18 protein-coding genes and 1 riboswitch are annotated in these 21,302 nt (G+C 73.2%); of the genes, 8 read left to right on the top strand and 10 right to left on the bottom strand.

Annotation, left to right across the window (positions count from 1 at the left end; translation table 11 throughout):
* Window positions 1–65 precede the first annotated feature (65 nt).
* Both trpS and ACIBBD_RS34065 read right to left on the bottom strand, forming a co-directional pair.
* Complete coding sequence (gene trpS / locus ACIBBD_RS34070; RefSeq protein ID WP_399423444.1) at window positions 66–1,079, bottom strand: tryptophan--tRNA ligase; 1,014 nt, start codon at window positions 1,077–1,079, stop codon at window positions 66–68.
* A 121-nt stretch (window positions 1,080–1,200) separates the two neighbouring features.
* Window positions 1,201–2,652, bottom strand: coding sequence for a glycine hydroxymethyltransferase (locus ACIBBD_RS34065; protein WP_399423485.1), 1,452 nt, complete (start codon window positions 2,650–2,652; stop codon window positions 1,201–1,203).
* 44 nt (window positions 2,653–2,696) lie between these two features.
* Window positions 2,697–2,784: riboswitch (ZMP/ZTP riboswitch) on the bottom strand.
* Window positions 2,785–2,897: 113 nt separating this feature from the next.
* Here ACIBBD_RS34065 and rocD point away from each other — a divergent pair.
* Complete coding sequence (rocD, locus tag ACIBBD_RS34060) at window positions 2,898–4,103, top strand: ornithine--oxo-acid transaminase (RefSeq protein ID WP_399423443.1); 1,206 nt, start codon at window positions 2,898–2,900, stop codon at window positions 4,101–4,103.
* Between the two features lie 236 nt (window positions 4,104–4,339).
* Here rocD and ACIBBD_RS34055 read toward each other — a convergent pair whose 3' ends face one another.
* From ACIBBD_RS34055 to ACIBBD_RS34045, 3 genes are all read right to left on the bottom strand, one after another.
* Window positions 4,340–5,524 carry a glutathionylspermidine synthase family protein gene (locus ACIBBD_RS34055; RefSeq protein WP_399423442.1) on the bottom strand — a complete coding sequence of 395 codons (1,185 nt, stop codon included), beginning with the start codon at window positions 5,522–5,524 and terminating at the stop codon, window positions 4,340–4,342.
* 21 nt (window positions 5,525–5,545) lie between these two features.
* Window positions 5,546–5,908: a hypothetical protein gene (locus ACIBBD_RS34050; RefSeq protein ID WP_399423441.1), complete on the bottom strand. Its 363-nt coding sequence runs from the start codon at window positions 5,906–5,908 to the stop codon at window positions 5,546–5,548.
* Window positions 5,909–6,126: 218 nt separating this feature from the next.
* Window positions 6,127–7,515 carry a PLP-dependent aminotransferase family protein gene (locus tag ACIBBD_RS34045; RefSeq protein WP_399423440.1) on the bottom strand — a complete coding sequence of 463 codons (1,389 nt, stop codon included), beginning with the start codon at window positions 7,513–7,515 and terminating at the stop codon, window positions 6,127–6,129.
* Between the two features lie 47 nt (window positions 7,516–7,562).
* Here ACIBBD_RS34045 and ACIBBD_RS34040 point away from each other — a divergent pair, with 47 nt between their 5' ends.
* From ACIBBD_RS34040 to ACIBBD_RS34030, 3 genes are read left to right on the top strand one after another with little or no spacing between them, the layout of a single operon-like run.
* Window positions 7,563–8,072, top strand: coding sequence for a carboxymuconolactone decarboxylase family protein (locus ACIBBD_RS34040; RefSeq protein ID WP_399423439.1), 510 nt, complete (start codon window positions 7,563–7,565; stop codon window positions 8,070–8,072).
* Between the two features lie 2 nt (window positions 8,073–8,074).
* Window positions 8,075–8,545 (top strand): carboxymuconolactone decarboxylase family protein, encoded by a 471-nt coding sequence (locus ACIBBD_RS34035; RefSeq protein WP_399423484.1) that lies wholly within the window; start codon window positions 8,075–8,077, stop codon window positions 8,543–8,545.
* Window positions 8,542–9,258, top strand: a complete 717-nt coding sequence (locus tag ACIBBD_RS34030) for an isocitrate lyase/phosphoenolpyruvate mutase family protein (protein ID WP_399423438.1) — start codon at window positions 8,542–8,544, stop codon at window positions 9,256–9,258. The genes ACIBBD_RS34035 and ACIBBD_RS34030 overlap by 4 nt, the downstream gene beginning before the upstream one ends.
* 3 nt (window positions 9,259–9,261) lie before the next feature.
* Here the strand turns inward: ACIBBD_RS34030 and ACIBBD_RS34025 are convergent, their stop codons facing one another.
* The 5 genes from ACIBBD_RS34025 to ACIBBD_RS34005 are packed head-to-tail and all read right to left on the bottom strand — an operon-like array spanning window position 9,262 to window position 16,464.
* A complete protein-coding gene (locus tag ACIBBD_RS34025) occupies window positions 9,262–10,209 on the bottom strand; it encodes an ABC transporter substrate-binding protein (protein WP_399423437.1) in 948 nt (315 codons plus the stop codon).
* A gap of 1 nt (window position 10,210) precedes the next feature.
* On the bottom strand, window positions 10,211–12,163 hold the full coding sequence (locus ACIBBD_RS34020) for an ABC transporter permease (protein ID WP_399423436.1): 1,953 nt from the start codon (window positions 12,161–12,163) through the stop codon (window positions 10,211–10,213).
* Window positions 12,163–13,332: a glycine betaine/L-proline ABC transporter ATP-binding protein gene (locus ACIBBD_RS34015; RefSeq protein ID WP_399423435.1), complete on the bottom strand. Its 1,170-nt coding sequence runs from the start codon at window positions 13,330–13,332 to the stop codon at window positions 12,163–12,165. Before ACIBBD_RS34015 ends, ACIBBD_RS34020 begins: the two co-directional genes overlap by 1 nt.
* Window positions 13,329–14,885 carry a GMC family oxidoreductase gene (locus ACIBBD_RS34010; RefSeq protein WP_399423434.1) on the bottom strand — a complete coding sequence of 519 codons (1,557 nt, stop codon included), beginning with the start codon at window positions 14,883–14,885 and terminating at the stop codon, window positions 13,329–13,331. The genes ACIBBD_RS34015 and ACIBBD_RS34010 overlap by 4 nt, the downstream gene beginning before the upstream one ends.
* A gap of 58 nt (window positions 14,886–14,943) precedes the next feature.
* Window positions 14,944–16,464, bottom strand: a complete 1,521-nt coding sequence (locus tag ACIBBD_RS34005; RefSeq protein ID WP_399423433.1) for an aldehyde dehydrogenase family protein — start codon at window positions 16,462–16,464, stop codon at window positions 14,944–14,946.
* A 196-nt stretch (window positions 16,465–16,660) separates the two neighbouring features.
* Here ACIBBD_RS34005 and ACIBBD_RS34000 point away from each other — a divergent pair, with 196 nt between their 5' ends.
* From ACIBBD_RS34000 to ACIBBD_RS33985, 4 genes are all read left to right on the top strand, one after another.
* Entirely contained in the window at window positions 16,661–17,419 is a 759-nt protein-coding gene (locus ACIBBD_RS34000) for a hypothetical protein (RefSeq protein WP_399423432.1), read from the top strand.
* 407 nt (window positions 17,420–17,826) lie between these two features.
* Entirely contained in the window at window positions 17,827–18,189 is a 363-nt protein-coding gene (locus ACIBBD_RS33995; protein ID WP_399423431.1) for a CU044_2847 family protein, read from the top strand.
* Window positions 18,190–18,192: 3 nt separating this feature from the next.
* On the top strand, window positions 18,193–20,355 hold the full coding sequence (locus ACIBBD_RS33990; RefSeq protein ID WP_399423430.1) for a trypsin-like peptidase domain-containing protein: 2,163 nt from the start codon (window positions 18,193–18,195) through the stop codon (window positions 20,353–20,355).
* Complete coding sequence (locus ACIBBD_RS33985) at window positions 20,352–21,302, top strand: AAA family ATPase (RefSeq protein WP_399423429.1); 951 nt, start codon at window positions 20,352–20,354, stop codon at window positions 21,300–21,302. Before ACIBBD_RS33990 ends, ACIBBD_RS33985 begins: the two co-directional genes overlap by 4 nt.

The raw sequence follows: 21,302 nt of genomic DNA, 5'->3' as shown, positions 1-21,302 counted from the left end.
GTGGGCAGGCGCAGCGGAAGTGATGTGCAGCGCTCTGCCGGTGGACTTGTGTGCGGTGGTGCGCCTCAGTGCTTGGCGGGCAGGAAGCCCACCCTCCCGTACGCCTGGGAGAGCGTCTCCGCGGCCACGGCACGCGCCTTCTCGGCCCCCTTGGCCAGGATCGAGTCCAGCGTCTCGGGGTCGTCGAGGTACTGCTGGGTGCGGTCCCTGAACGGCGTCACGAACTCGACGACGACCTCGGCGAGGTCCGTCTTGAGCGCGCCGTAGAGCTTGCCCTCGTACCGCCGCTCCAGCTCCGGGATGCTCGTGCCGGTCAGCGTCGAGTAGATGGTGAGCAGGTTGCTCACGCCCGGCTTGTTCTCGGCGTCGTAGCGGATGACCGTGTCGGTGTCGGTGACCGCGCTCCTGACCTTCTTCGCGGTGGCCTTCGGCTCGTCGAGCAGGTTGATGAGCCCCTTCGGCGTGGACGCCGACTTGCTCATCTTGATCGACGGCTCCTGGAGGTCGTAGATCTTCGCCGTCTCCTTGAGGATGTACGGCTTCGGGATCGTGAAGGTCTCGCCGAAGCGGCCGTTGAAGCGCTCGGCGAGGTCGCGGGTCAGCTCGATGTGCTGGCGCTGGTCCTCGCCGACGGGGACCTCGTGGGCCTGGTAGAGCAGGATGTCGGCGACCTGGAGGATCGGGTACGTGAACAGGCCGACGCTCGCGCGGTCGGCGCCCTGCTTGGCGGACTTGTCCTTGAACTGCGTCATGCGGGACGCCTCGCCGAAACCGGTCAGGCAGTTCATGATCCAGGCGAGCTGCGCGTGCTCGGGGACGTGGCTCTGGACGAAGAGGGTGCAGCGGTCCGGGTCGAGCCCGGCCGCGAGGAGCTGCGCGACGGCCAGCCGGGTGTTGGCGGTGAGCTCCCCCGGGTTCTGCGGGACCGTGATCGCGTGCAGGTCGACGACCATGTAGAACGCGTCGTGGGACTCCTGCAGGGCCACCCACTGGCGGACGGCGCCCAGGTAGTTGCCGAGGTGGAACGAGCCTGCGGTGGGCTGGATTCCGGAGAGCACGCGGGGTCGGTCAGAAGCCATGCACATCATTGTCGCAGAGGGTGGGGGGTGGGTCCGGTGCGCGGGGAACCGCCGGCCGGCGGGGCCGGTGGCGCCCGCCCGCGGGGGCCGCACGGCGGTCGGCCCCCGCGCCCGCGGCAGGTCAGCCGAGGTCGATCTCCGGGTACAGCGGGAAGCCCGCCACCAGGTCGGTCGCCCGGCGGCCGATCTCGTCGGCGATCTTCGGGTCCAGGACGTGCGCGGCCTTGGAGGGCGCGCCCGACTTGGTGGTGCCCGGCTCGGCCGTGGTCAGGACGCGGTCGATCAGTCCCGCGACCTCGTCCATCTCCGCCGTGCCCAGACCGCGGGTGGTCAGGGCCGGGGTGCCGATGCGGATGCCGGAGGTGTACCAGGCGCCGTTGGGGTCGGCCGGGATCGCGTTGCGGTTGGTGACGATGCCGGACTCCAGCAGGGCCGCCTCGGCCTGCCGGCCGGTCAGGCCGTACGACGTGGCCACGTCGATCAGGTTGAGGTGGTTGTCCGTGCCGCCGGTGACCAGCGTGGCGCCGCGGCGCATCAGGCCCTCGGCGAGGGCGCGGGAGTTGTCGACGATGCGCTGGGCGTAGTCCTGGAAGGAGGGCTGCCGCGCCTCGGCGAACGCGACGGCCTTGGCGGCCATCACGTGCGGGAGCGGGCCGCCGAGGACCATCGGGCAGCCGCGGTCGACCTGGTCCTTGAGGGAGTCGTCGCACAGGACCATGCCGCCGCGCGGGCCGCGCAGGGACTTGTGGGTGGTGGTGGTGACGATCTGGGCGTGCGGGACCGGGTCGAAGTCGCCGGTCAGCACCTTGCCCGCGACGAGGCCCGCGAAGTGCGCCATGTCGACCATGAGCGTCGCGCCGACCTCGTCGGCGATCTCGCGCATGATCCGGAAGTTCACCAGGCGGGGGTAGGCGGAGTAGCCGGCGACGAGGATCAGCGGCTTGAACTCGCGGGCGGACACGCGCAGGGCCTCGTAGTCGATGAGGCCGGTGGCCGGGTCGGTGCCGTAGGAGCGCTGGTCGAACATCTTTCCTGAGATGTTCGGGCGGAAGCCGTGGGTGAGGTGGCCGCCGGCGTCCAGGGACATGCCGAGCATGCGCTGGTTGCCGAAGGCGCTGCGCAGCTCGGCCCAGTCGGCGTCGGAGAGCTCGTTGACCTGGCGCACGCCGGCCTTCTCCAGGGCCGGGGCCTCGACGCGCTGGGCGAGCACGGACCAGAAGGCGACGAGGTTGGCGTCGATGCCGGAGTGCGGCTGGACGTAGGCGTGGCGGGCGCCGAAGAGCTCCTTGGCGTGCTCGGCGGCGAGGGACTCGACGGTGTCGACGTTGCGGCAGCCGGCGTAGAAGCGGCGGCCGACGGTGCCCTCGGCGTACTTGTCGCTGAACCAGTTGCCCATCGCCAGCAGGGTGGCCGGGGAGGCGTAGTTCTCGGAGGCGATCAGCTTGAGCATCTCGCGCTGGTCGGCGACCTCCTGCCCGATCGCGTCGGCGACGCGCGGCTCGACCGCGCGGATCACGTCGAGGGCGGCGCGGAAGGCGGTGGACTCGGTGGAGAGGGGCTGCTGCTCTGACATGTCGTCGGCCTCCGGTGGCGTGGCGTGCGAGCGGTCACGGTTCTCGGTCTGGCCCAGGCGCACGGCACTCGTCACTCCAGGCCGCTCCCCGATGGTCCGTCCCATCCCAGCGCGCCAGTCACGGCCTGCCGAAAGCCTACCGGGCGCGCCGAACGGCGAAGGTGCCGCGTCCACCATGCGAGCGACGCTAGGAAGGGAGGACGGCAGCACCGCAGCCGCACCTCAGCCGCACTCCTGGAGGCCCCGTGAGCGCCACGGAAACCCTGATCGCCGCCGCCGAGCAGCACAGCGCGCACACCTATCACCCGCTCCCGGTGGTCGTCGCCACCGCGGACGGCGCCTGGATGACGGACGTGGAGGGGAGGCGGTACCTGGATCTGCTCGCGGGCTACTCGGCGCTGAACTTCGGACACGGCAACCGGCGGCTGATCCAGGCGGCGAAGGCCCAGCTGGAGCGGGTGACGCTGACGTCCCGGGCCTTCCACCACGACCGGTTCGCCGCGTTCTGCGCGGAGCTGGCCGAGCTGTGCGGGATGGAGATGGTGCTGCCGATGAACACCGGCGCCGAGGCGGTGGAGACGGCGGTGAAGACGGCCCGGAAGTGGGGCTACCGGGTGAAGGGCGTGCCCGCGGAGATGGCGAAGATCGTCGTCGCGGCCCACAACTTCCACGGCCGTACGACGACGCTCATCAGCTTCTCCACCGACCCCGAGGCGCGGGCGGACTACGGGCCGTACACGCCGGGCTTCGAGATCGTGCCGTACGGGGACGTGACGGCGCTGCGGGCGGCGGTGAGCGAGAACACGGTGGCGGTGCTGCTGGAGCCGATCCAGGGCGAGGCGGGGGTGCTGGTGCCGCCCGCGGGTTATCTGCCGGCGGTGCGGGAGGTGACGCGGGAGCGGAACGTGCTGTTCGTCGCCGACGAGATCCAGTCGGGGCTGGGCCGGACCGGGCGGACGTTCGCGTGCGAGCACGAGGGGGTCGTGCCGGACGTGTACGTGCTGGGGAAGGCGCTGGGCGGGGGGATCGTGCCGGTGTCGGCGGTGGTGTCGCGCGCCGACGTCCTCGGCGTCTTCCGGCCCGGGGAGCACGGGTCGACGTTCGGCGGGAATCCGCTGGCGTGCGCGGTGGCGCTGGAGGTGATCGCGATGCTGCGGTCGGGCGAGTTCCAGGCGCGGGCGGCGGAGCTCGGGGAGCACCTGCTGCGGGAGCTGGGGGCGCTGGCCGGGACCGGACGGGTGACGGGGGTGCGGGGGCGCGGGCTGTGGGCGGGCGTCGACATCGCGCCCGCTCTCGGGACCGGGCGTGAGGTCTCCGAGCGGCTGGTGGACCGGCGGGTGCTGGTGAAGGACACCCACGGGCCGACGATCCGGATCGCGCCGCCGCTGGTGATCTCGAAGGAGGACCTGGACTGGGGGCTGGACCAGCTGCGGTCCGTCCTCGGTCTCTGAGGGGCCGGGCCGGTGGAGGACGGCGGGGGGCGGCCCGTCGGCCGGGGGGATCGCCCGCCGGACCGGGGCGCCCGTCGATCCGGGGCGCCTGTCGGCCCGGCGGATCGTGCGGAGGAGCATGTGCTCAGGTGGGCTGCGGCGGGCCACCGGCTCGCTGGGCTGCGGCCGCCGGCGGACCACCAGCTCCGGGGGGCCTCGCCGTCGACGGACCACCCGCTCCGGGAGCTTCGGCGCCCCTACAGGATCACGTGCGGCAGGAAGCGGGCGTACTCGTCGGTGATCAGGCCGGAGGACTCGCGCAGGCCGAGGCCGGCGGACTCGTTCTCCACCACCCAGGCGCCGAGGACGACGTGGTTGCCGTCGAAGGCGGGCAGCGGGGCCAGCTCCTGGTAGCAGCAGGGCTCCTGGCGCGGGACCGGGGCGGTGCCGGGTTCGTGGACGGTGACGCCCGCGCCCTCGCGGCCGAGCAGGGGCTTGGCCACGTAACCGGTGGTCGTGGCCAGTTCCCGGGGGCCGTCGAGGTAGGCGGGGAGGAGGTTGGGGTGCTCCGGGAACAGTTCCCACAGGATCGCCAGCAGGGCCTTGTTGCTCAGCAGCATCTTCCAGGCCGGTTCGATCCACAGGGTGGTGCCGGTGCCGCCGCCGTTGTCGAGGGTGTCGAGGACGTGCCCGGCGAAGCGGTCGGTGGTCAGCCACTCCCAGGGATAGAGCTTGAAGCAGCTGCGGATGAAGCGCAGCCGGTGGTCGACGAAGCGGCCGGAGAGGCGGTCCCAGCCGATGTCCTCCATGGGGATCCAGGCGGTGTCCAGGCCGGCCTGCTCGGCGGTCTCCTTGAGGTAGGCGACCGTCATCAGGTCCTCGCCGAGTTCGTCGGCGGTGGAGTGCGCGAAGTACAGGGGCGTGCCGGGCGGGAGGAGGCGGGCCTGCTTGCGCCAGGCGTCGACGAGGCGTTCGTGGAGGGAGTTCCACTGGTCGGCGCCGGGGAACCGTTCCTCCATCCAGAACCACTGGGGGCTCGCCGCCTCGACCAGGGAGGTGGGGGTGTCGGCGTTGTACTCCAGCAGCTTGGCCGGGCCGCCGCCGTCGTAGCGCAGGTCGAACCGGCCGTAGAGGGAGGGGAGTTCGGCGCGGCGGCGCCAGGCCTCGGTGACCGCCGCGGCGACCCGCGGGTCGGTGATGCCGAGGTCGGCGAGGCGGTCGGTCTCGACGATGTGGGCGGCCGCGGCGAGGCACATGCGGTGGAGTTCCTCGACGGTCTCCTCCAGCGCCTCGACCTCGTCGAGGGTGAAGACGTAGTGGGCGCTCTCGTCCCAGTAGGGCCGCAGGGTGCCGTCGGGGTGGCGGGTGAGGGGGTAGATCAGGCCCTGTTCCTCGACGGTCCGCTGCCAGTCCGGGCGGGGCTCGATGGTGCGGCGTTCCATGGCGTACGTCCCGGGGGCCGCTCAGCCGCCGCCGCTGCCGGAGCCCGAGCAGCCGAAGCCGCCGCGGTCGACGGCCTCGCTGCGGCTGAAGGTGCCGTCGTCGGCGTAGCCGGAGCTGACGTCGGCGTCGTAGTACCAGGCGGCGTCCATGGTCCCGCTCGTGCCGGTGCCGGTCTTCCTGCGGCCGCCGCTCGACGAACTCGAGCCGGACGACGAGCAGTTCTTGTCGGCGACGATCTTGTAGCCGTAGACGTAGTCGTAGCTGTCGCGGTCCACGCAGCGGCGGTCGGGGTCGGAGCCGCAGGAGGTGAGGGTCGCCGCGACGACGCCCATTCCGCCGAGCACGACCGTGCTGGAGCGCAGTCGCCGTCCTGTGTCCGCCATGTACCCGTCTCCCCGTTCCCCGTCGTCACCGTCGCCAGGTGCGTGTTTCCGGCGGTCAGCCTAGAGAGGGGTGGGAGGGCGCGTGCACGGGGCCCCCGGACGGCCGCGCTCCCATGGCCGGGGCACGGTGCCGTCCGGCCGCGGGAGCGTGTGCGGGGAGGACCGGCGCCGCCCCGGCGCGGACCTCGTCCGGGACGCGGCCGCCGTGCACGGAGCGATCATTCGGGGAGTGCCGCGCACAACGCGTCCAGGGCGCCCGTCCACGCGTGGTCCGGCGGTGTCCCGTACCCGACCACGAGGGCGTCCATCGGCTCGACGTCCGCGTCGGCGTGGCGGTAGCGGACGATGCCGTCGACCGCCAGGCCCTGCCAGGTGGCTGCCCGGAGCACCTGGCGCTCGGTGCCGGACGGCAGCCGCAGCACGGCGTGCAGTCCGGCGGCGACGCCGGTGGCCCGCACCGCGGGAGCGCGCTCGGCGAGGGCCGCGACGAGGGCGTCGCGCCGGCGGCGGTACCGCAGGCGCGCGGAGCGGACGTGGCGGTCGTAGGCGCCGGAGACGATGAACTCGGCGAGCGTCAGCTGGTCGACGACGCCACAGGTGTCGATGCCGCCCTTGGCCGCCGCGGCCTCCTCGACGAGCCCGGGCGGCAGCACCATCCAGGCCAGCCGCAGGCCGGGGGCGAGGGACTTGCTGGCGGTGCCCAGGTGGACGACGCGGTCGGGGTCGAGGCCCTGGAGGGCGCCGACGGGCTGGCGGTCGTAGCGGAACTCGCCGTCGTAGTCGTCCTCCAGGACCAGTCCGCCGGTGCGCCGCGCCCAGTCCACGACGGCCGCCCGCCGGTCGCGGTGCAGGGGCACACCCATCGGGAACTGGTGGGCGGGGGTGAGCAGGACGGCCCCCTCGTCCGTCAACGGCGCGGGATCCGTGCCCAGGTGGTCGAAGGGCAGCGGGAGGGTGCGCAGCCCGGCCCGGCTCAGCAGCGTCCAGTGGACGTCGAGGCCGTACGACTCGACGGCGACGGTGCGGACACCGCGCGCCCTCAGGACCGTGCCGAGGATCCTCAGGCCCTGCGAGAACCCGGCGCACACCACGATCCGGTCGGGGGCGGCGCGCACGCCCCGTACCCGGGAGAGGTAGCCGGCGAGCGCGGTGCGCAGTTCGAGGCGGCCGCGCGGGTCGCCGTAGCCGAACGCCTCGTTCGGGGCCGCGGCGAGGGCGCGGCGGGCGGCCCTGGCCCACTCCGCCCGCGGGAAGGAGGCGAGGTCGGGGAAGCCGGGACGCAGGTCGTACGCCGGCCGGTGCAACTCACGGCGCCGGGGGGCCGCGCCGGCGGGCGGGACGACCGCGCGTTCGGCGACCCGGGTTCCGGAGCCCTGCCGGGCGGTGAGCCAGCCCTCGGCGACCAGGTCGGCGTAGGAGTCGGCGACCGTGTTGCGGGCGATGCCGAGGTCGGCGGCGAGGGCGCGGGAGGAGGGCAGCCGGGTGCCGGGGGCCAGGCGGCCGCTGCGGACCGCCTCGCGCAGGGCGTCGGTCAGGCCTCGGCGCAGCCCGGGACCGGTCGGTTCCACGTGCAGGTCGACCCCCAGAGTGGCCCATGGTTTCGCCATGGAAATGGACCATACCCGTGGGCTGCCTCGCTCCTAGGGTCGACGGTATGACGACGAACGACGCCACCGCGACGACCGTGGAGTACGCCCCCGAACACACCCCCCGCCTGGCCTGGGCCGAGCTGGCCCCCGACGTCTTCAAGGCGATGATCCGGCTCGACGCCGCCGCCCGGAAGGGCCTCGACCCGAAGCTGCTGGAGCTGGTGAGGATCCGCGCCTCGCAGATCAACCGCTGCGCGCTCTGCGTCGACATGCACAGCAAGGACGCCCTCGCGGCGGGCGAGAGCGTCGAGCGGATCGTCCAGCTCAACGCGTGGGAGGAGTCCGGGCACTTCTACACCGGGAAGGAGCTGGCGGCGCTGGCGCTGACGGAGGCGGTGACCGTCCTGACCGACGGGTTCGTGCCGGACGCGGTGTACGAGAAGGCGGCGAAGCACTTCGAGGAGGCCGAACTGGCGCAGCTGATCGCGTCGATCACGGTGATCAACGCGTGGAACCGGTTCGGGGTGACCTGCCGGCTGGTGCCGGGACACTACGAGCCGGGGCAGCACGCGTGACGATGCCGCGTACCGCGCTGCTCGACCCGGACGTCGCGCGGGCCATGTCCGCGCTCAGCGCCGCCGCCAAGAAGGGCCTCGGTGATCCCGGCCTCGCCGAGCTGGTCGTGATCCGGGCCTCGCAGCTCAACCGCTGCGCCTTCTGCCTCGACATGCACCTCGCCCTCGCCCGCGAGCACGGGGTGAGCCAGAAGCAGCTCGACCTGGTGAGCGTCTGGGAGGAGGCCGGGGACGTCTTCGACGGGCGGGAGCGGGCGGCGCTCGCGCTGACGGAGGCGGTGACGGTCCTGACCGGGGGCACCTCCCCGACGGAGTCCGGGGGAGGGTTCGTGCCGGACGCGGTGTACGAGGAGGCCGCCCGGCACTTCGACGGGGTCCGGCTCGCCCACCTCGTCGCCCTGATCACCGCCATCAACAACTGGAACCGGGTGATGGTCTCGCGCCGGATCCCGCCGGGAGGTCACCGTCCATGAGCAAGGCCGAGACGTTCCGTGCCCTGCACCGCCGTCCCTCCCCCGAGGATCCGCTGGTCCTACCGGGCCCCTGGGACGCGGCCAGCGCCCGGGTCCTCGCCGACGCCGGTTTCCCCGCGCTGGCCACGCCCAGCGCGGGGGTCGCCGCCTCCCTCGGGTACGCGGACGGACAGACCCCGGCGGCGGAGATGTTCGCGGCGGTCGCGCGGATCGCGCGGGCCGTGGACGTACCGGTGTCGGCGGACGTCGAGGACGGTTACGGCCTGCCGCCGAAGGAGCTGGTCGAACGGCTGCTGGAGGCGGGGGCCGTGGGCTGCAACCTGGAGGACTCCCAGGGGGGTGTCCTCAAGGACGCGCGGGCCCACGCCGACTGGCTCGCCGAGGTGCGGTCGGCGGCCGCGGACCAGCTGTTCGTGAACGCGCGCGTCGACACCTTCGTCCGGGGCGTCACCGACCCGGAACGGGCCATCGAGCGGGCCGCGCTCTACGTCGCCGCCGGCGCCGACTGCGTGTACCCGATCGGCGCCCCGGCCGCCGTGCTGCCGTTGCTGCGGTCCGGGATCCAGGGGCCGGTGAACGTGTTCGCGACGGTGGGTGAGGGCCCCTCGCCCGCCGAGCTGGGCGCGCGAGGGGCCACCCGGGTCACCTTCGGACCGGGGCTCCAGCGCCGGGCGGCCGCGGCGCTCGGGGAGATCGCCGCACGGCTGGGGTAGGGGTCAGGACAGCCACGCCTTCCACGTGGACGGGTGGCTGTCCACCCACTTCTTCGCCGCCTCCTCGGGGGTGAGCTTCTGGTCGGCGATCATCAGGGAGACCTCGTTCTGGTCCTCGGTGGTCCACCGGAACTTCTTCAGGAACGCGGCCGCCCTGCCGCCGGTCCTCGCGAAGTCCGCGTTGAGGTACTTCTCCAGCGGGGTGTGCGGATAGGCGCAGGCCACCTTCTCCGGGTCGGCGTCGCAGCCCTCCTTGTGGGCGGGCAGCTTCACCTCCGTCATCGGGACCTTCTCGAACAGCCACTGCGGGGCGTACCAGTACGTCAGGAAGGGCTTCTTCTCCTTGGCGAACTGCCTGATCTGGGTGATCTGCGCGGCCTCAGAGCCGGCGAACACCACCTGGTAGTCCAGCTTCAGGTTCTTCACCAGCGCCTTGTCGTTGGTGACGTAGGACGGGGAGCCGTCCATCAGCTGGCCCTTGCCGCCGCTCTCGGCGGTGCGGAAGAGCGACGCGTACTTGTTCAGGTTCTTCCAGTCGGTGATGTCCGGGTGCTGCTCGGCCAGGTAGGTCGGGACGTACCAGCCGATGTGCCCGGTCACCCCGAGGTCGCCGCCGCGCGCGATGGTCTTCTTGTCGTCGACGTAGCGCTGCTCCTGCTCGGGGTGGCCCCAGTCCTCCATGATGGCGTCGACGCGGCCCTGGCTGAGCGCGTCCCAGGCGGGCACCTCGTCGACCTGGACGGTGTCGACGCGGTAGCCGAGCTCGTGCTCCAGCAGGTACTGGGCGACGGCGACGTTGGCCTGCGCCCCCACCCAGGACTGCACGGACAGGGTCACGGTCTTCGCGCCCTGCGCGTTGGCGAAGGGCGAGGCCTGCTTGGTCATGTCGGCGGCGCCGCAGCCGGTCAGCAGCACGAGTCCCGCCGCCACGGCGGTGGTGCGAAGTCGCATGTCACGCTCCCTTCTTCGCGCGCCGGTCGGCCGGCTGGGTCACCCGGTCGAGCATCAGACCGAGGCAGACGATGGCGGCGCCGGCCACCAGACCGGTCGCGAGGTCGCCCTGGGCCAGGCCGAAGACGACGTCGTAGCCGAGGGCTCCGCCGCCGACCAGGCCACCGATGATGACGACGGCGAGGACCAGCACCACGCCCTGGTTCAGGGCGAGCAGCAACGCCGGGCGGGCGAGCGGCAGCTGGACCTGGCGCAGCTGCTGGCCGCCGGTCGCGCCGAGCGAACGCGCCGACTCCAGGGCGGCCGGGTCGACCTGGCGCAGGCCCTGGGTGGTGATGCGGACGACGGCGGGCAGGGCGTAGACGACGGCCGCGGCGACCGCCGGGGCACGGCCCACGCCGAACAGCGCGACGACCGGGATCAGGTACACGAACTGCGGCATCGTCTGGAAGACGTCCAGGACGGGGCGGAGCATCCGCTCGAAGCGGTCGCTGCGCGCCGCCGCGATACCGGTCGCGAAGCCCAGGACGAGGGTGACGGCGACGGCGGCGAGCACCTGGGACAGCGTGTCCAGGCTCGGCTCCCACACGCCGAGCACACCGATCGCGGCCATGGCGAGGACCGCGGTGAGCGCGGTGCGCCAGGTGCCGATCAGCCAGGCCGCCGCGGCCACCAGCAGCAGCACCGCCCACCAGGGCAGCCACTGCAGGCCGTCGCGGAGGGGGTCGAGGACCCAGGTGGTGAAGCGGCCCGCCCAGTCGGCGGTGCCGCCGACGACGGGGACACCGGAGTAGAGGTGGTCGGTCATCCAGTCGACGACCCGGTTGACCGGCTCGGCGATGGCGACCGTCCAGGCGTCGGGCCACTCCAGACGGCCGGTCAGCCGGCCCGCGAGGGCCACGGCGACGGTGCCGAGCAGGGCGTACAGCCAGTACGCGGGCCGCCGGTGGGCCCCCGGGCCGCCGTCGCCGAGCTGCCCGGCGGCGGCCGTCACCCGGTCCAGGACGACCGCGAGCAGCACGATCGGGATGCCGGCCGCGAGGGCCGCGCCCACGTCGACCGAGGCCAGCGCCTGGTAGACGCGGTCGCCGAGACCGCCCGCGCCGATCACCGAGGCGATGACCGCCATGGACAGCGCCATCATGATCGTCTGGTTGAGGCCGAGGAGGAGTTCCCTGCGGGCCAGCGGGATACGGGCGGTCACCAGCCGCTGGCGGGCGGTGGCGCCGAGCGACTCGACGGCTTCCAGGACCTCCCTGTCGGCGCCGCGCAGACCGAGGGCGGTGAGGCGGGCCATGGGCGGGGCGGCGTATACGACGGTGGCCAGCACGGCCGCCGGGACGCCGATGCCGAAGACCAGGACGACGGGGAGGAGATAGGCGAACGCCGGCAGCACCTGCATGGTGTCCAGGACGGGGCGCAGGGCGCGGTCCATCCGGTCGGACAGGCCTGCGGCGAGGCCGAGGAGCGCGCCCACGACGACGGAGGCGAGGACCGCCACGGTCATCAGGGCGAGCGTCTGCATCGTCGGCACCCACATGCCGAGCAGGCCGCAGGCCAGGAACGCGGCGGCCGTGCCCGCCGCGAGCCGCGCCCCGGCGACCCGCCAGGCGACGAGCGCGCCGAGCGCGGTGACGCCGGCCCAGCCCACGGCGAGCAGGAGCAGGTAGACGGCGCGTACGGAGAGGACGACGGCGTTGCTGACGTGGCCGAGGAAGTAGACGAACAGGGGGTGGCTGTCCCGGTTGTCGATGATCCAGTCGCTGACCCGGGTGAGGGGGTCGGACAGGTCGACGGTGAGGGCGTCCGGCCAGGCGGCCCCGGCCCAGCGGGCGGTGACCACCGGCACGAGGACCGCCGCGACGACCGCGAGCACCAGGAGCTTGTGGACGGCGCGGTGTTTCAGGAAACCGGGCAGGGAGACACGGACGGCGGGAGCGGTGACGGTGGCCATCAGACCACCTCCTTGCGGGGCTCCGTTCCGGGGGCCGCGGCGTCGCCGGGCTCCGTCCCGGCAGCACGGGTGTCACCGGACCGGCTCCCGGCAGCGGGCGGGTCGGGCTGGGTTCCGGCAGCGGGGATGTCCGGCTGGGTTCCGGCGACGACGCCGAGGAGGGCGTCCGAGTCCACCACGCCCACGCAGCGGCCCTGGTCCACCACACGGGCCGGGGTGCCCGCCCTGGCGACGGCCTCGATGGCCTGGGAGACCGTGGCGTCGGGTGAGACCGCCGGGCCGGTGGCCGCCTCCTCGGGGGCGGGGAGGCGCATGGCCGTGCGGACCGTCATGACCTGCTCGCGGGGGACGTCACGGACGAACTCGCGGACGTAGTCGTCGGCGGGCGAGCCGACGATCTCCTCCGGGGTGCCGAGCTGGACGACCCGCCCGTCGCGCATCAGGGCGATGCGGTCGCCGAGCTTGAGCGCCTCGTTGAGGTCGTGGGTGATGAAGACCATGGTGCGGCCCTCCTCGCGGTGGAGGCGGACCACCTCCTCCTGCATGTCCCGCCGGATGAGCGGGTCGAGGGCGCTGAACGGCTCGTCGAAGAGGAGGACCTCGGGGTCGACGGCCAGGGCGCGGGCGAGGCCCACCCGCTGGCGCTGGCCGCCGGACAGCTGGCCGGGGCGGCGCTGTTCCATGCCCTCCAGGCCGACCTTGGCGACGACCTCCTGGGCCCGCGCCCGGCGTTCGGACCTGCCGACGCCCTGGATCTCCAGGCCGTAGGCGACGTTGTCGAGGACCGTCCGGTGCGGGAGGAGGCCGAAGTGCTGGAAGACCATGGCGGCGCGGTGGCGGCGCAGTTCACGCAGCCGGGTGCGGTCCATGGCGCGGACGTCCTCGCCGTCGACGGCGATCATGCCGGCCGTCGGCTCGATCAACCGGGTCAGACAGCGCACCAGCGTGGACTTGCCCGAGCCGGACAGGCCCATCACGACGAAGACCTCGCCCCTGCGCACGTCGAAGGAGACGTCCCGGACGGCGGCCGTGCAGCCGGTGCGGGCGCGGAGTTCGGCGGCCGGGAGGGCGGCCAGCTCCGGGTCCACGGGGACGCGTTCGGGTTTGGGGCCGAAGACCTTCCACAGGCCCTCGACGGAGAACACCGGGGCGTTGGGGAGGGTGGTCATCGCGCGCCACCCCCCACCGGGCCGGCGGACCCTTCCGTGATGAGATCGACCGCCCTCTCCCCGACCATCAGCACCCCGATCATCGGGTTCACGGCGGTCATGGTCGGGAACACGGAGGCGTCGGCGATACGCAGACCCTCCAGGCCGCGCACGCGCAACCGCGGGTCGACCACGGCGAGTTCGTCGTCCGCCGCGCCCATGCGGCAGGTGCCCGCCGGGTGGTACACGGTGTGGGCGACCTTGCGGGCGTACTCGCTCAGCTCCTCGTCGCCGGTGACGTCCGGGCCGGGACACACCTCGCGCTTCAGCCAGTTCGCCAGCGGCTCGGTCCTGGCGATCTGGCGGGCGATGCGGATCCCGTCGACGAGGGTGCGGCCGTCGTAGTCGTCCTCGTCGGTGAAGTAGCGGAAGTCGAGGGCGGGCTTGACGGACGGGTCGGCACTGGTCAGGTACAGCCGGCCACGGCTCTTCGGCTTGGGGATGTTCGGGGTCATGGAGACGCCGAACTCGGGCCGCTCGTAGCCGAGGCGCTCCGGGTTGTCCGTGAAGGGGATCTGGTAGAAGTGGAACATCAGGTCGGGGCCCGCGTGTTCGGGGTCGCGGCGCACGAAGAGGCCCGCGTCGGAGTCCATCGCGGAGTTCTCGGGGATCGGGCCGTGGGTCTCCCAGACGATCACCGACTCGGGGTGGTCGAGGAGGTTCTCGCCGACGCCGGGCAGGTCGTGGACGACGGGGATGCCGAGCGCGTCCAGGTCGGCCTTGGGACCGATGCCGGAGTGCAGCAGCAGCCGGGGCGAGTCGACGGCGCCCGCGCACAGCACCACCTCGTTGCGGGCCCGTACGACGAACTCCTCGCCGTCCTTGGCGCGGACGTGCACGCCCCGCGCCCTCGTGCCGTCCAGCTCCAGCCGGTACGCCCAGGTCTCCAGCAGGATGCGGAGGTTGGGGCGTTCGTCCATCACCGGGTGCAGGTAGGCCACCGAGGCGCTCGACCGCTTGTTGTTCTCGGGGTGGTAGGCGAGGTCGAAGAAGCCGACGCCGTCGTCGAACGGCTTCTTGTTGAAGCCCTCGACGCGGGGGACGCCGAGCGCCGCCTGCGCCGCGTCGACGAAGTCGCGGGCGATGGCGTTCCGGTCCTTCTCGTCGACCGGGACGATGTTGTTGCGGAGCCGGGCGTAGTACGCCTCCATGGGGACCGCGCCCCAGCCCTCGGCGCCGGCCGCCTCCCACTCGTCCCAGTCGGACGGGAGCGGCTTGAAGGCGATGAGGGTGTTGTGGGAGGAACAGCCGCCGAGGACGCGGGCCCGGCTGTGCCGGATGTGGGAGTTGCCGCGCGGCTGCTCGGTGGTCGGGTAGTCGTAGTCCAGCTCACCGCCGAGCAGGCCCATCCAGCGGCGCAGGGTGAGCACGTCGTCGCGGCCGACGTCGCTGGGGCCGCCCTCGATGACGGCGACCGTGACGTCGGGGTTCTCGGTGAGACGGGAGGCTATGACGGAGCCGGCGGTGCCGCCGCCGATCACGACATAGTCGTAGACGTGATTGTTGTGGGACATGGGGGGAACTCCAGGTGGGGCCGGCGCTGGGACATGAGGTGAGGGGGGACGAGGGGAATCAGCCGGCGAACCAGCGGACCGGCTGGGGGGCGAGGTTCTGGTAGACGTGCTTGGTCTCGCGGTACTCGGCGAGTCCGGCGGGGCCCAGTTCGCGGCCCACTCCGCTCTTGCCGAAGCCACCCCACTCCGCCTGCGGCAGGTAGGGGTGGAAGTCGTTGATCCAGACGGTGCCGTGGCGCAGGCGGCCGGCGACCCGGCGGGCGCGGCCCGCGTCGGCGGTCCAGACGGCGCCCGCGAGGCCGTACTCGGTGTCGTTGGCGAGTGCCACCGCCTCGTCCTCGGTGCGGAAGGTCTCGACGGTGAGGACCGGTCCGAACACCTCTTCCCGTACGACCCTCATCTCGCGGTGGCAGTGGTCGAGGACGGTCGGCTCGTAGAAGTAGCCGGTGGCGGGCCGCTGCGCGGAGGGTTCGGGGCGCCTGCCGCCGGAGCGCAGGACCGCGCCCTCCTCGAGGGCGGACTCGACGTACGCCTCGACCTTGGCGCGCTGCTGCTCGGAGACGAGCGGGCCGCACTCGACGCCGTCCTCGGTGCCGCGGCCGAGGCGGATACGGCCCGCCCGGCGGGCGAGTTCGGCGACGAAACGATCCCGCACGGACTCCTCGACGATCAGACGGGCGCCCGCCGAGCAGACCTGGCCGCTGTGGATGAAGGCCGCGTTGAGGGCCTGGTCGACGGCGGTGTCGAAGCCCTCCTCCGTGGCACAGGCGTCGGCGAAGACGACGTTGGGGTTCTTGCCGCCGAGTTCGAGGGCGACCTTCTTGACGGTGGGGGCGGCCGCCTGGGCGACCTTGGTGCCGCTGACCAGGCCGCCGGTGAAGGAGACGAGGTCGACGTCGGGGTGCTCGGCGAGGCGGGCTCCGACCGAGTGCCCCGGGCCGGTGACGATGTTGGCCACCCCGGCGGGCAGCCCGGCCTCGGCCAGCAGGTCGATGAGCGCGATCGTGGTCAGGGGGGTGATCTCGCTCGGCTTGACGACGAAGGTGTTGCCTGCCGCGAGGGCCGGCGCGATCTTCCAACTGGCCTGGAGCAGGGGGTAGTTCCAGGGTGTGATCAGCGCGCAGACACCCACCGGCTCGTGCACGACGACGCTGTGGACGTCGGGCGAGCCCGCGTCGACGACCCGGCCGGGGGCCTCCGCGGCGACGAGGTCGGCGAAGTAGCGGAAGGCGTCGGCGACACAGTCGATGTCGACGCGGCCCTCCTCGACGGTCTTGCCCGCGTCCCGGCTCTCCAGCAGCCCGAGCCGCTCGCGGTCACGGGTGAGGAGGTCGGCGACGCGGCGCAGCAGGGCCGCCCGGTCGGCGGCCGGGGTGTGGGGCCACGGGCCGTGGTCGAAGGCCCGGCGGGCCGCCGCGACCGCCAGATCGGTGTCCTTCTCGTCACCCTCGGCGACCACGGCGAACGGCACGGCGTCCGCGGGGTCGAGGATCTCGCGCGTGGCGCCGGAGACGGCTTCGCGCCATTCCCCGTCCGCGTGGATGGTCTTCCGCGCCTGGAGTTCTGCTGTGTCCGCCATGATCGGGCTTTGCCTTCCGTTCCTGTTCAGTGCCCCTGTGTCACACGGGTGTCACTCATCGGGATCGTGAGCACCTGCCCCCGGACCTCGATTGCATGCGCAATCGGTGGCCGAAAGTGCCCCGCGTCACTGAGCATGCGGACACATGGGGCGATTCGTAGGCTGAGGAATGATCCTCACCTCCGGAGGTGACGTCATGCCCGGGAAGACGCTGATCTGCGCGACGGCGAGCGCCGCGCTTCTCCTCTGCCCCGCCCCGGCGGCGGCGAGCGACGCCGACGATCTGACCGCCCGGGAGCTGGCGGAGCGGGCCGGGGACAGCCTGGCCGACGCGGAGTCCGCCCGGCTGAGGGTGGCGGACCGCGGCGCGGACGCGACCGGCAGCAGGACCGAGCCGACGGGGATGGACCTGTTCCTCGACCGGGACGGCAACTGCGTCGGCACGGTGGAGATGGGCTCGAACGGCGGCAGCCTCCAGATCGTCAAGCGCGGCGAAGAGGTGTGGGTGAAGCCGGACACCGCGTTCTGGACGTCGCACCTCCCCGGCGGCCAGGGCGAGGAGGTGGCCGAACTCGTGAAGAACCGCTATGTCCACGCCTCCACCCGGGACGCCGCGCTCGAGGACACGGCCGGCATGTGCGACCTGGACTCTGTTCAGGAGGAACTGGACTCGTCCGGTCTGTCGTCCGACGGCGCGTCCATGACCAAGGGCGAGGAGACGACGCTCGACGGCACGGAGGTGATCCCGCTGAAAGGCGAGGAGGACGGCAGGCCGACGACGCTGTACGTCACCTCGGACTCCCCGCACCGCCTCGTCGGTGCCGCGCAGAGGGTGGACGGCACCGACAGGAGGCTGACCATCACGGACTACGACGAGCCGGTTCCGTCACAGACGCCGTCGGCGGACGAGACGGTGGACATCGAGAAGATCGAAGAAAAGCTGCTGGGCGGCTGAGGCCCACCACGACCGGGCCGCCGCAGGCCCACGGCCGGGCCTGCAGCGGCCGCGGTCGGGCCTGTAACGGCCCATGGTCGGGCCTGTCAGGGGCCCACGGCCGGGCCCGTCGAAGACCCACATTCGGGCCTGTCAGGGGCCCACGGCCAGGCCCGTCGAAGACGCGGTCGGCACGCCCACGACCACGCCCGGCAGCGGCCCACCGCCACGCCCGTCAGCGCCCCACGGCCAGGCCCGTCGGAGCTCCCGGGGGAGCCCGTGGCGTGACACGGGCCGTTCCGCCACGGCGGACGCCCGGTGCCCGGATCCCGTGGCGGGGGCTCGCCGGCGCCGGACACGTCACCTTCTTCGGCGAAGGCCTGGTTCGCCCCCGTGACGTCGATCAGAATGCTGTCGTGTCCACCGCTATGAACACAGAGTTAGAGGACGGCACGCCCGTCAGGTTCCTCCTCGCGCCCGGCGCGGGCGCCCCCGCGCCCCGGGACGACGACCGCCCGGAGGGAATGGGCAGAGCCGTCCCCGTGGCGGCGGGCGGCGGAGCCGTCGCCAGTCTCGCGGCCGGGGCGCTGCGCGGGGCGCTCAGACCGCTCGGGCCGCTGCTCCAGGAGGTGCACGACTCCGTGCGGGGCGTGCCGGACCCGCCGGACGAGCTGAGTGTCACGTTCGGCGTGCAGGTCGGGCAGGACCTCCGGCTGGGGATCGTCGGCGGCAACGGGCAGGCGCACCTCACCGTGACCGCCAGTTGGAAACCGGCGTCCGGCGCGGAGTGAACCGTGGGGTGGTTCAGGCCCGTGGAGGCCCCCGACGGCGACGGGACGGGGCCGTGCGTCGCCTCCGTACGCCGGTCCGGCGACGGCCGGACGGCGGGCGGGGCGATCGTCCTCGCCGTCGACACCGTGCTGACGTGCGCACACGTCGTCAACGACGCCCTGGGCAGACCCATGTTCGAGCCGCGGGTGCCCCGGCTCGACGAGGTGCTGGTCGACCTGCAGGGGCCGTGGCGGAGCGAGCGGTTCCCCGCGCGCGTCGTGCACTGGATCGCGCCCCGCGCGCGTGACGGCGGACCGGTACGGGACGGCGACGACGAATGGCTCGGCGACCTCGCCGTGCTGCGGGTCGACGCCCCGCCCGGCAGCGTGCCCGCGCCGCATCGCCGTACGGCCATGGCGCCGGGGCAGAAGGTGCGGGCCTGGCACGGCAGCGGGCGCGGCGCGACCTTCGCCGATCTCCACGTCGCCGCGCTGGACGGGCCGATCGGCTACCTCGACGGCAAGAGCACCGGAATGGCGGTCGGCCCCGGCTACAGCGGTGGTCCCCTGTGGTCGGAGGAAGAAGGGGCCGTCGTGGGGCTGGTCGCGGCGCACTTCATGCCGGAGTGCGGGCCCGGCGGGGATCCGGTGCCGCACCATCCGCAGCACCTGATCCGGCGCAGCTGGGGCATCCCCTGGCAGCGGGTGGCGGCCGAGCTGCGCTCCGTGGGCGCCCTGGATGCCGGGGACACGGCCGGAGCGGAGGAGTCGGACGATCCCGCCCACGCCATGCTCGGGTCGGCGATCCGCAACGCCCTTCCGTCGCCGTACACCCTCGGTGACACCGCCCGCCGGCTCGCCCACGCGTGCGGGGTCGCGCCGGGCAGCCCGGTGACACCGCCGACGGTGGAGGAGTTCGCGGACTTCCTGCTGGCCCAGCCGCGTGCCCTGGCCGCCCTCTCCGAGCTCCTGCGGCCCGGGGACCCTCGCGCCGCCGACCGCGTGCTGGTCGCCGGACGGCTGTCCGACACGCCGCTGCTGCTGTCGCCGCGCGAACACCGGCGGCTGCACCAGTTGCTGCGCCGGGTCGAGCGGCCGGTGCTCGCGCGGGTGCCGGAGGCGGTGCGCGAGGCCACGAAGCGGGTCGCGGCGCCGTACGACGGGGAGACCCTGGACGTCCTGCTCGACCGACTGGAGACCCTGCCCGGCGACGGCCACTCCGACGACGGCGGGCCCCGGGTGCCGGTGCTGCTGCGGGTCGTCGAGTACGTGGCCGCGCTGTGCCCGGTGCCCCGGCAGGCGGACCTGCGGCTGTGGTCGGACGGTGTGGCCGGGCGGCTCGGAATCCCCCTCGCGGCACTGCGTGAGCGGCGCTCCGACGCGCAGGATTGGGCCCGGCTGCTGCGGGCCGGGGACCGGCGGGTGCGGGTCCTGGCCCGGGTGACGCGCGCCGAGCGGGGGCGGCACCGGCTGCGGGTGTGGTGCGACGAGGGCACCGGGCCCCGCCAGGTGTCCAGTGACAGTTCCGCCACCTACTCGGCGTCGGAGGCGGCCCGCGAACTCCTGCGGGTCCTGGAGACCCTCTCCCCCACGGCGTCGGACGGCGGCCGGCCACTGGTGGAGGTGCTGGTGGACCGTGCCGACCTCGATCTGCCCGTCGACGAGTGGGCCGCGCAGGCCCCCGGCGAGGTCGTGCCCGGTGTTCTCGGCGTCGAGTTCCCGCTGGTCGTGCACTGCCCGGAACTCCTGCACCGGCACGAGCGTTTTCTCCCCGACTGGCGTGAGCGGTGGAGGCAGCTCGACTCGGGGGAGACGCTGATCGTGTCCGATCCGGCCCAGGACCCGCACCAGGTGTACTACGAGCTGATGGGCCGGCTCGACACGGTCCGCGTCTCCGTCGACGTGCCCCCGGGCCCGCGCGACGCCATCGTTCAGATCTGTCTCGCCGTGGGCATACCGGTGGTGGTGTGGGACCGCGGACGCGACACAACGGCCACGTCCTCGCACGTGGTCCAGCACATGGCGCAGGTCGCCACCCGTGAACTGCCCGACGGAGTCCGCGTCTACCGGGCCAACGCCAGGGGGACACGCGCTCCGGAGTTCCCCGGCCGCCCGGTCCTCGCCTGGGCGGACGCCGATCGCACGGTGCCCCGGCTGCACCTGACCGAACCCCAGGAGAGCGCATGACCTCCGCACCCGAGGCCGGCTGGCGCCTCTTCCGCGGCGACGGCGTCCCGCGCGCCGTCGACCTGCCCTCGGCCCCGCCGTGGCGCCGCTTCAGCCCCACTCCGGCCGTCCGCCCCGAACTGCCGTACCTGATCGAGCCGCAGCACGCCGACGTCGTCAACGCCGCCCTCCACCTGCGCCGCCCCCTGCTGGTCACCGGCCCGGCGGGCACCGGCAAGTCCTCCCTCGCCCGCGCCGTCGCCCACGAACTGCGGCTGGGCGAGCTGCTGCGCTGGTCCATCAACAGCCGCTCCACCGTCCGCGAGGCGCTCTACCAGTACGACGCCATCGGCCGACTGCGCGAGACGACCCTCAGCCGCGACCGGGGCGAGGGCGAGCCGTCCATCGGCACGTTCATCCGGCTCGGCCCGCTCGGCACCGCACTGGTCCCGTCCGCCACCCCGCGCGCCCTGCTCATCGACGAGATGGACAAGGGCGACGTCGACCTGCCCAACGACCTGCTGACCGTCTTCGAGGAGGGCTACTTCGACATCCCCGAACTGACCCGGCTGCCCGAGGAGATGGCCGACGTCGACGTGCAGACCGCCGACCACCGGGGAGCCGTGACCGTCCACCAGGGGCGGGTCCAGTGCGCCGAGTTCCCGGTGGTCGTCATCACCAGCAACGGCGAGCGCGACTTCCCGCCCGCCTTCCTGCGCCGCTGCGTCCGCCTCGACCTGCCCGTCCCCGACGAGGCACGGCTGCGGGCCATCGTCAGCGCCCACCTCGGCGAGGAGGCACTGCGCGAGGCCGACGACCTGATCGACGCGTTCCTGCGCCGCCGCGCCCCCGGCGAACTCGCCACCGACCAGCTCCTGAACGCCGTTTTCCTGCGCACCGGCGGTGTCGACCTGGACGCCGAGGGTCTGCTGGACGCCGTACTGCACCAGCTCACCGGGGCCATGTGA

This window comes from Streptomyces sp. NPDC051315 (assembly GCF_044455165.1).
Taxonomy (GTDB): Bacteria; Actinomycetota; Actinomycetes; order Streptomycetales; family Streptomycetaceae; genus Streptomyces.
The sequence above is the reverse complement of the archived record's forward strand: the minus strand, read 5'-3'. Positions and strand labels throughout refer to the sequence as shown.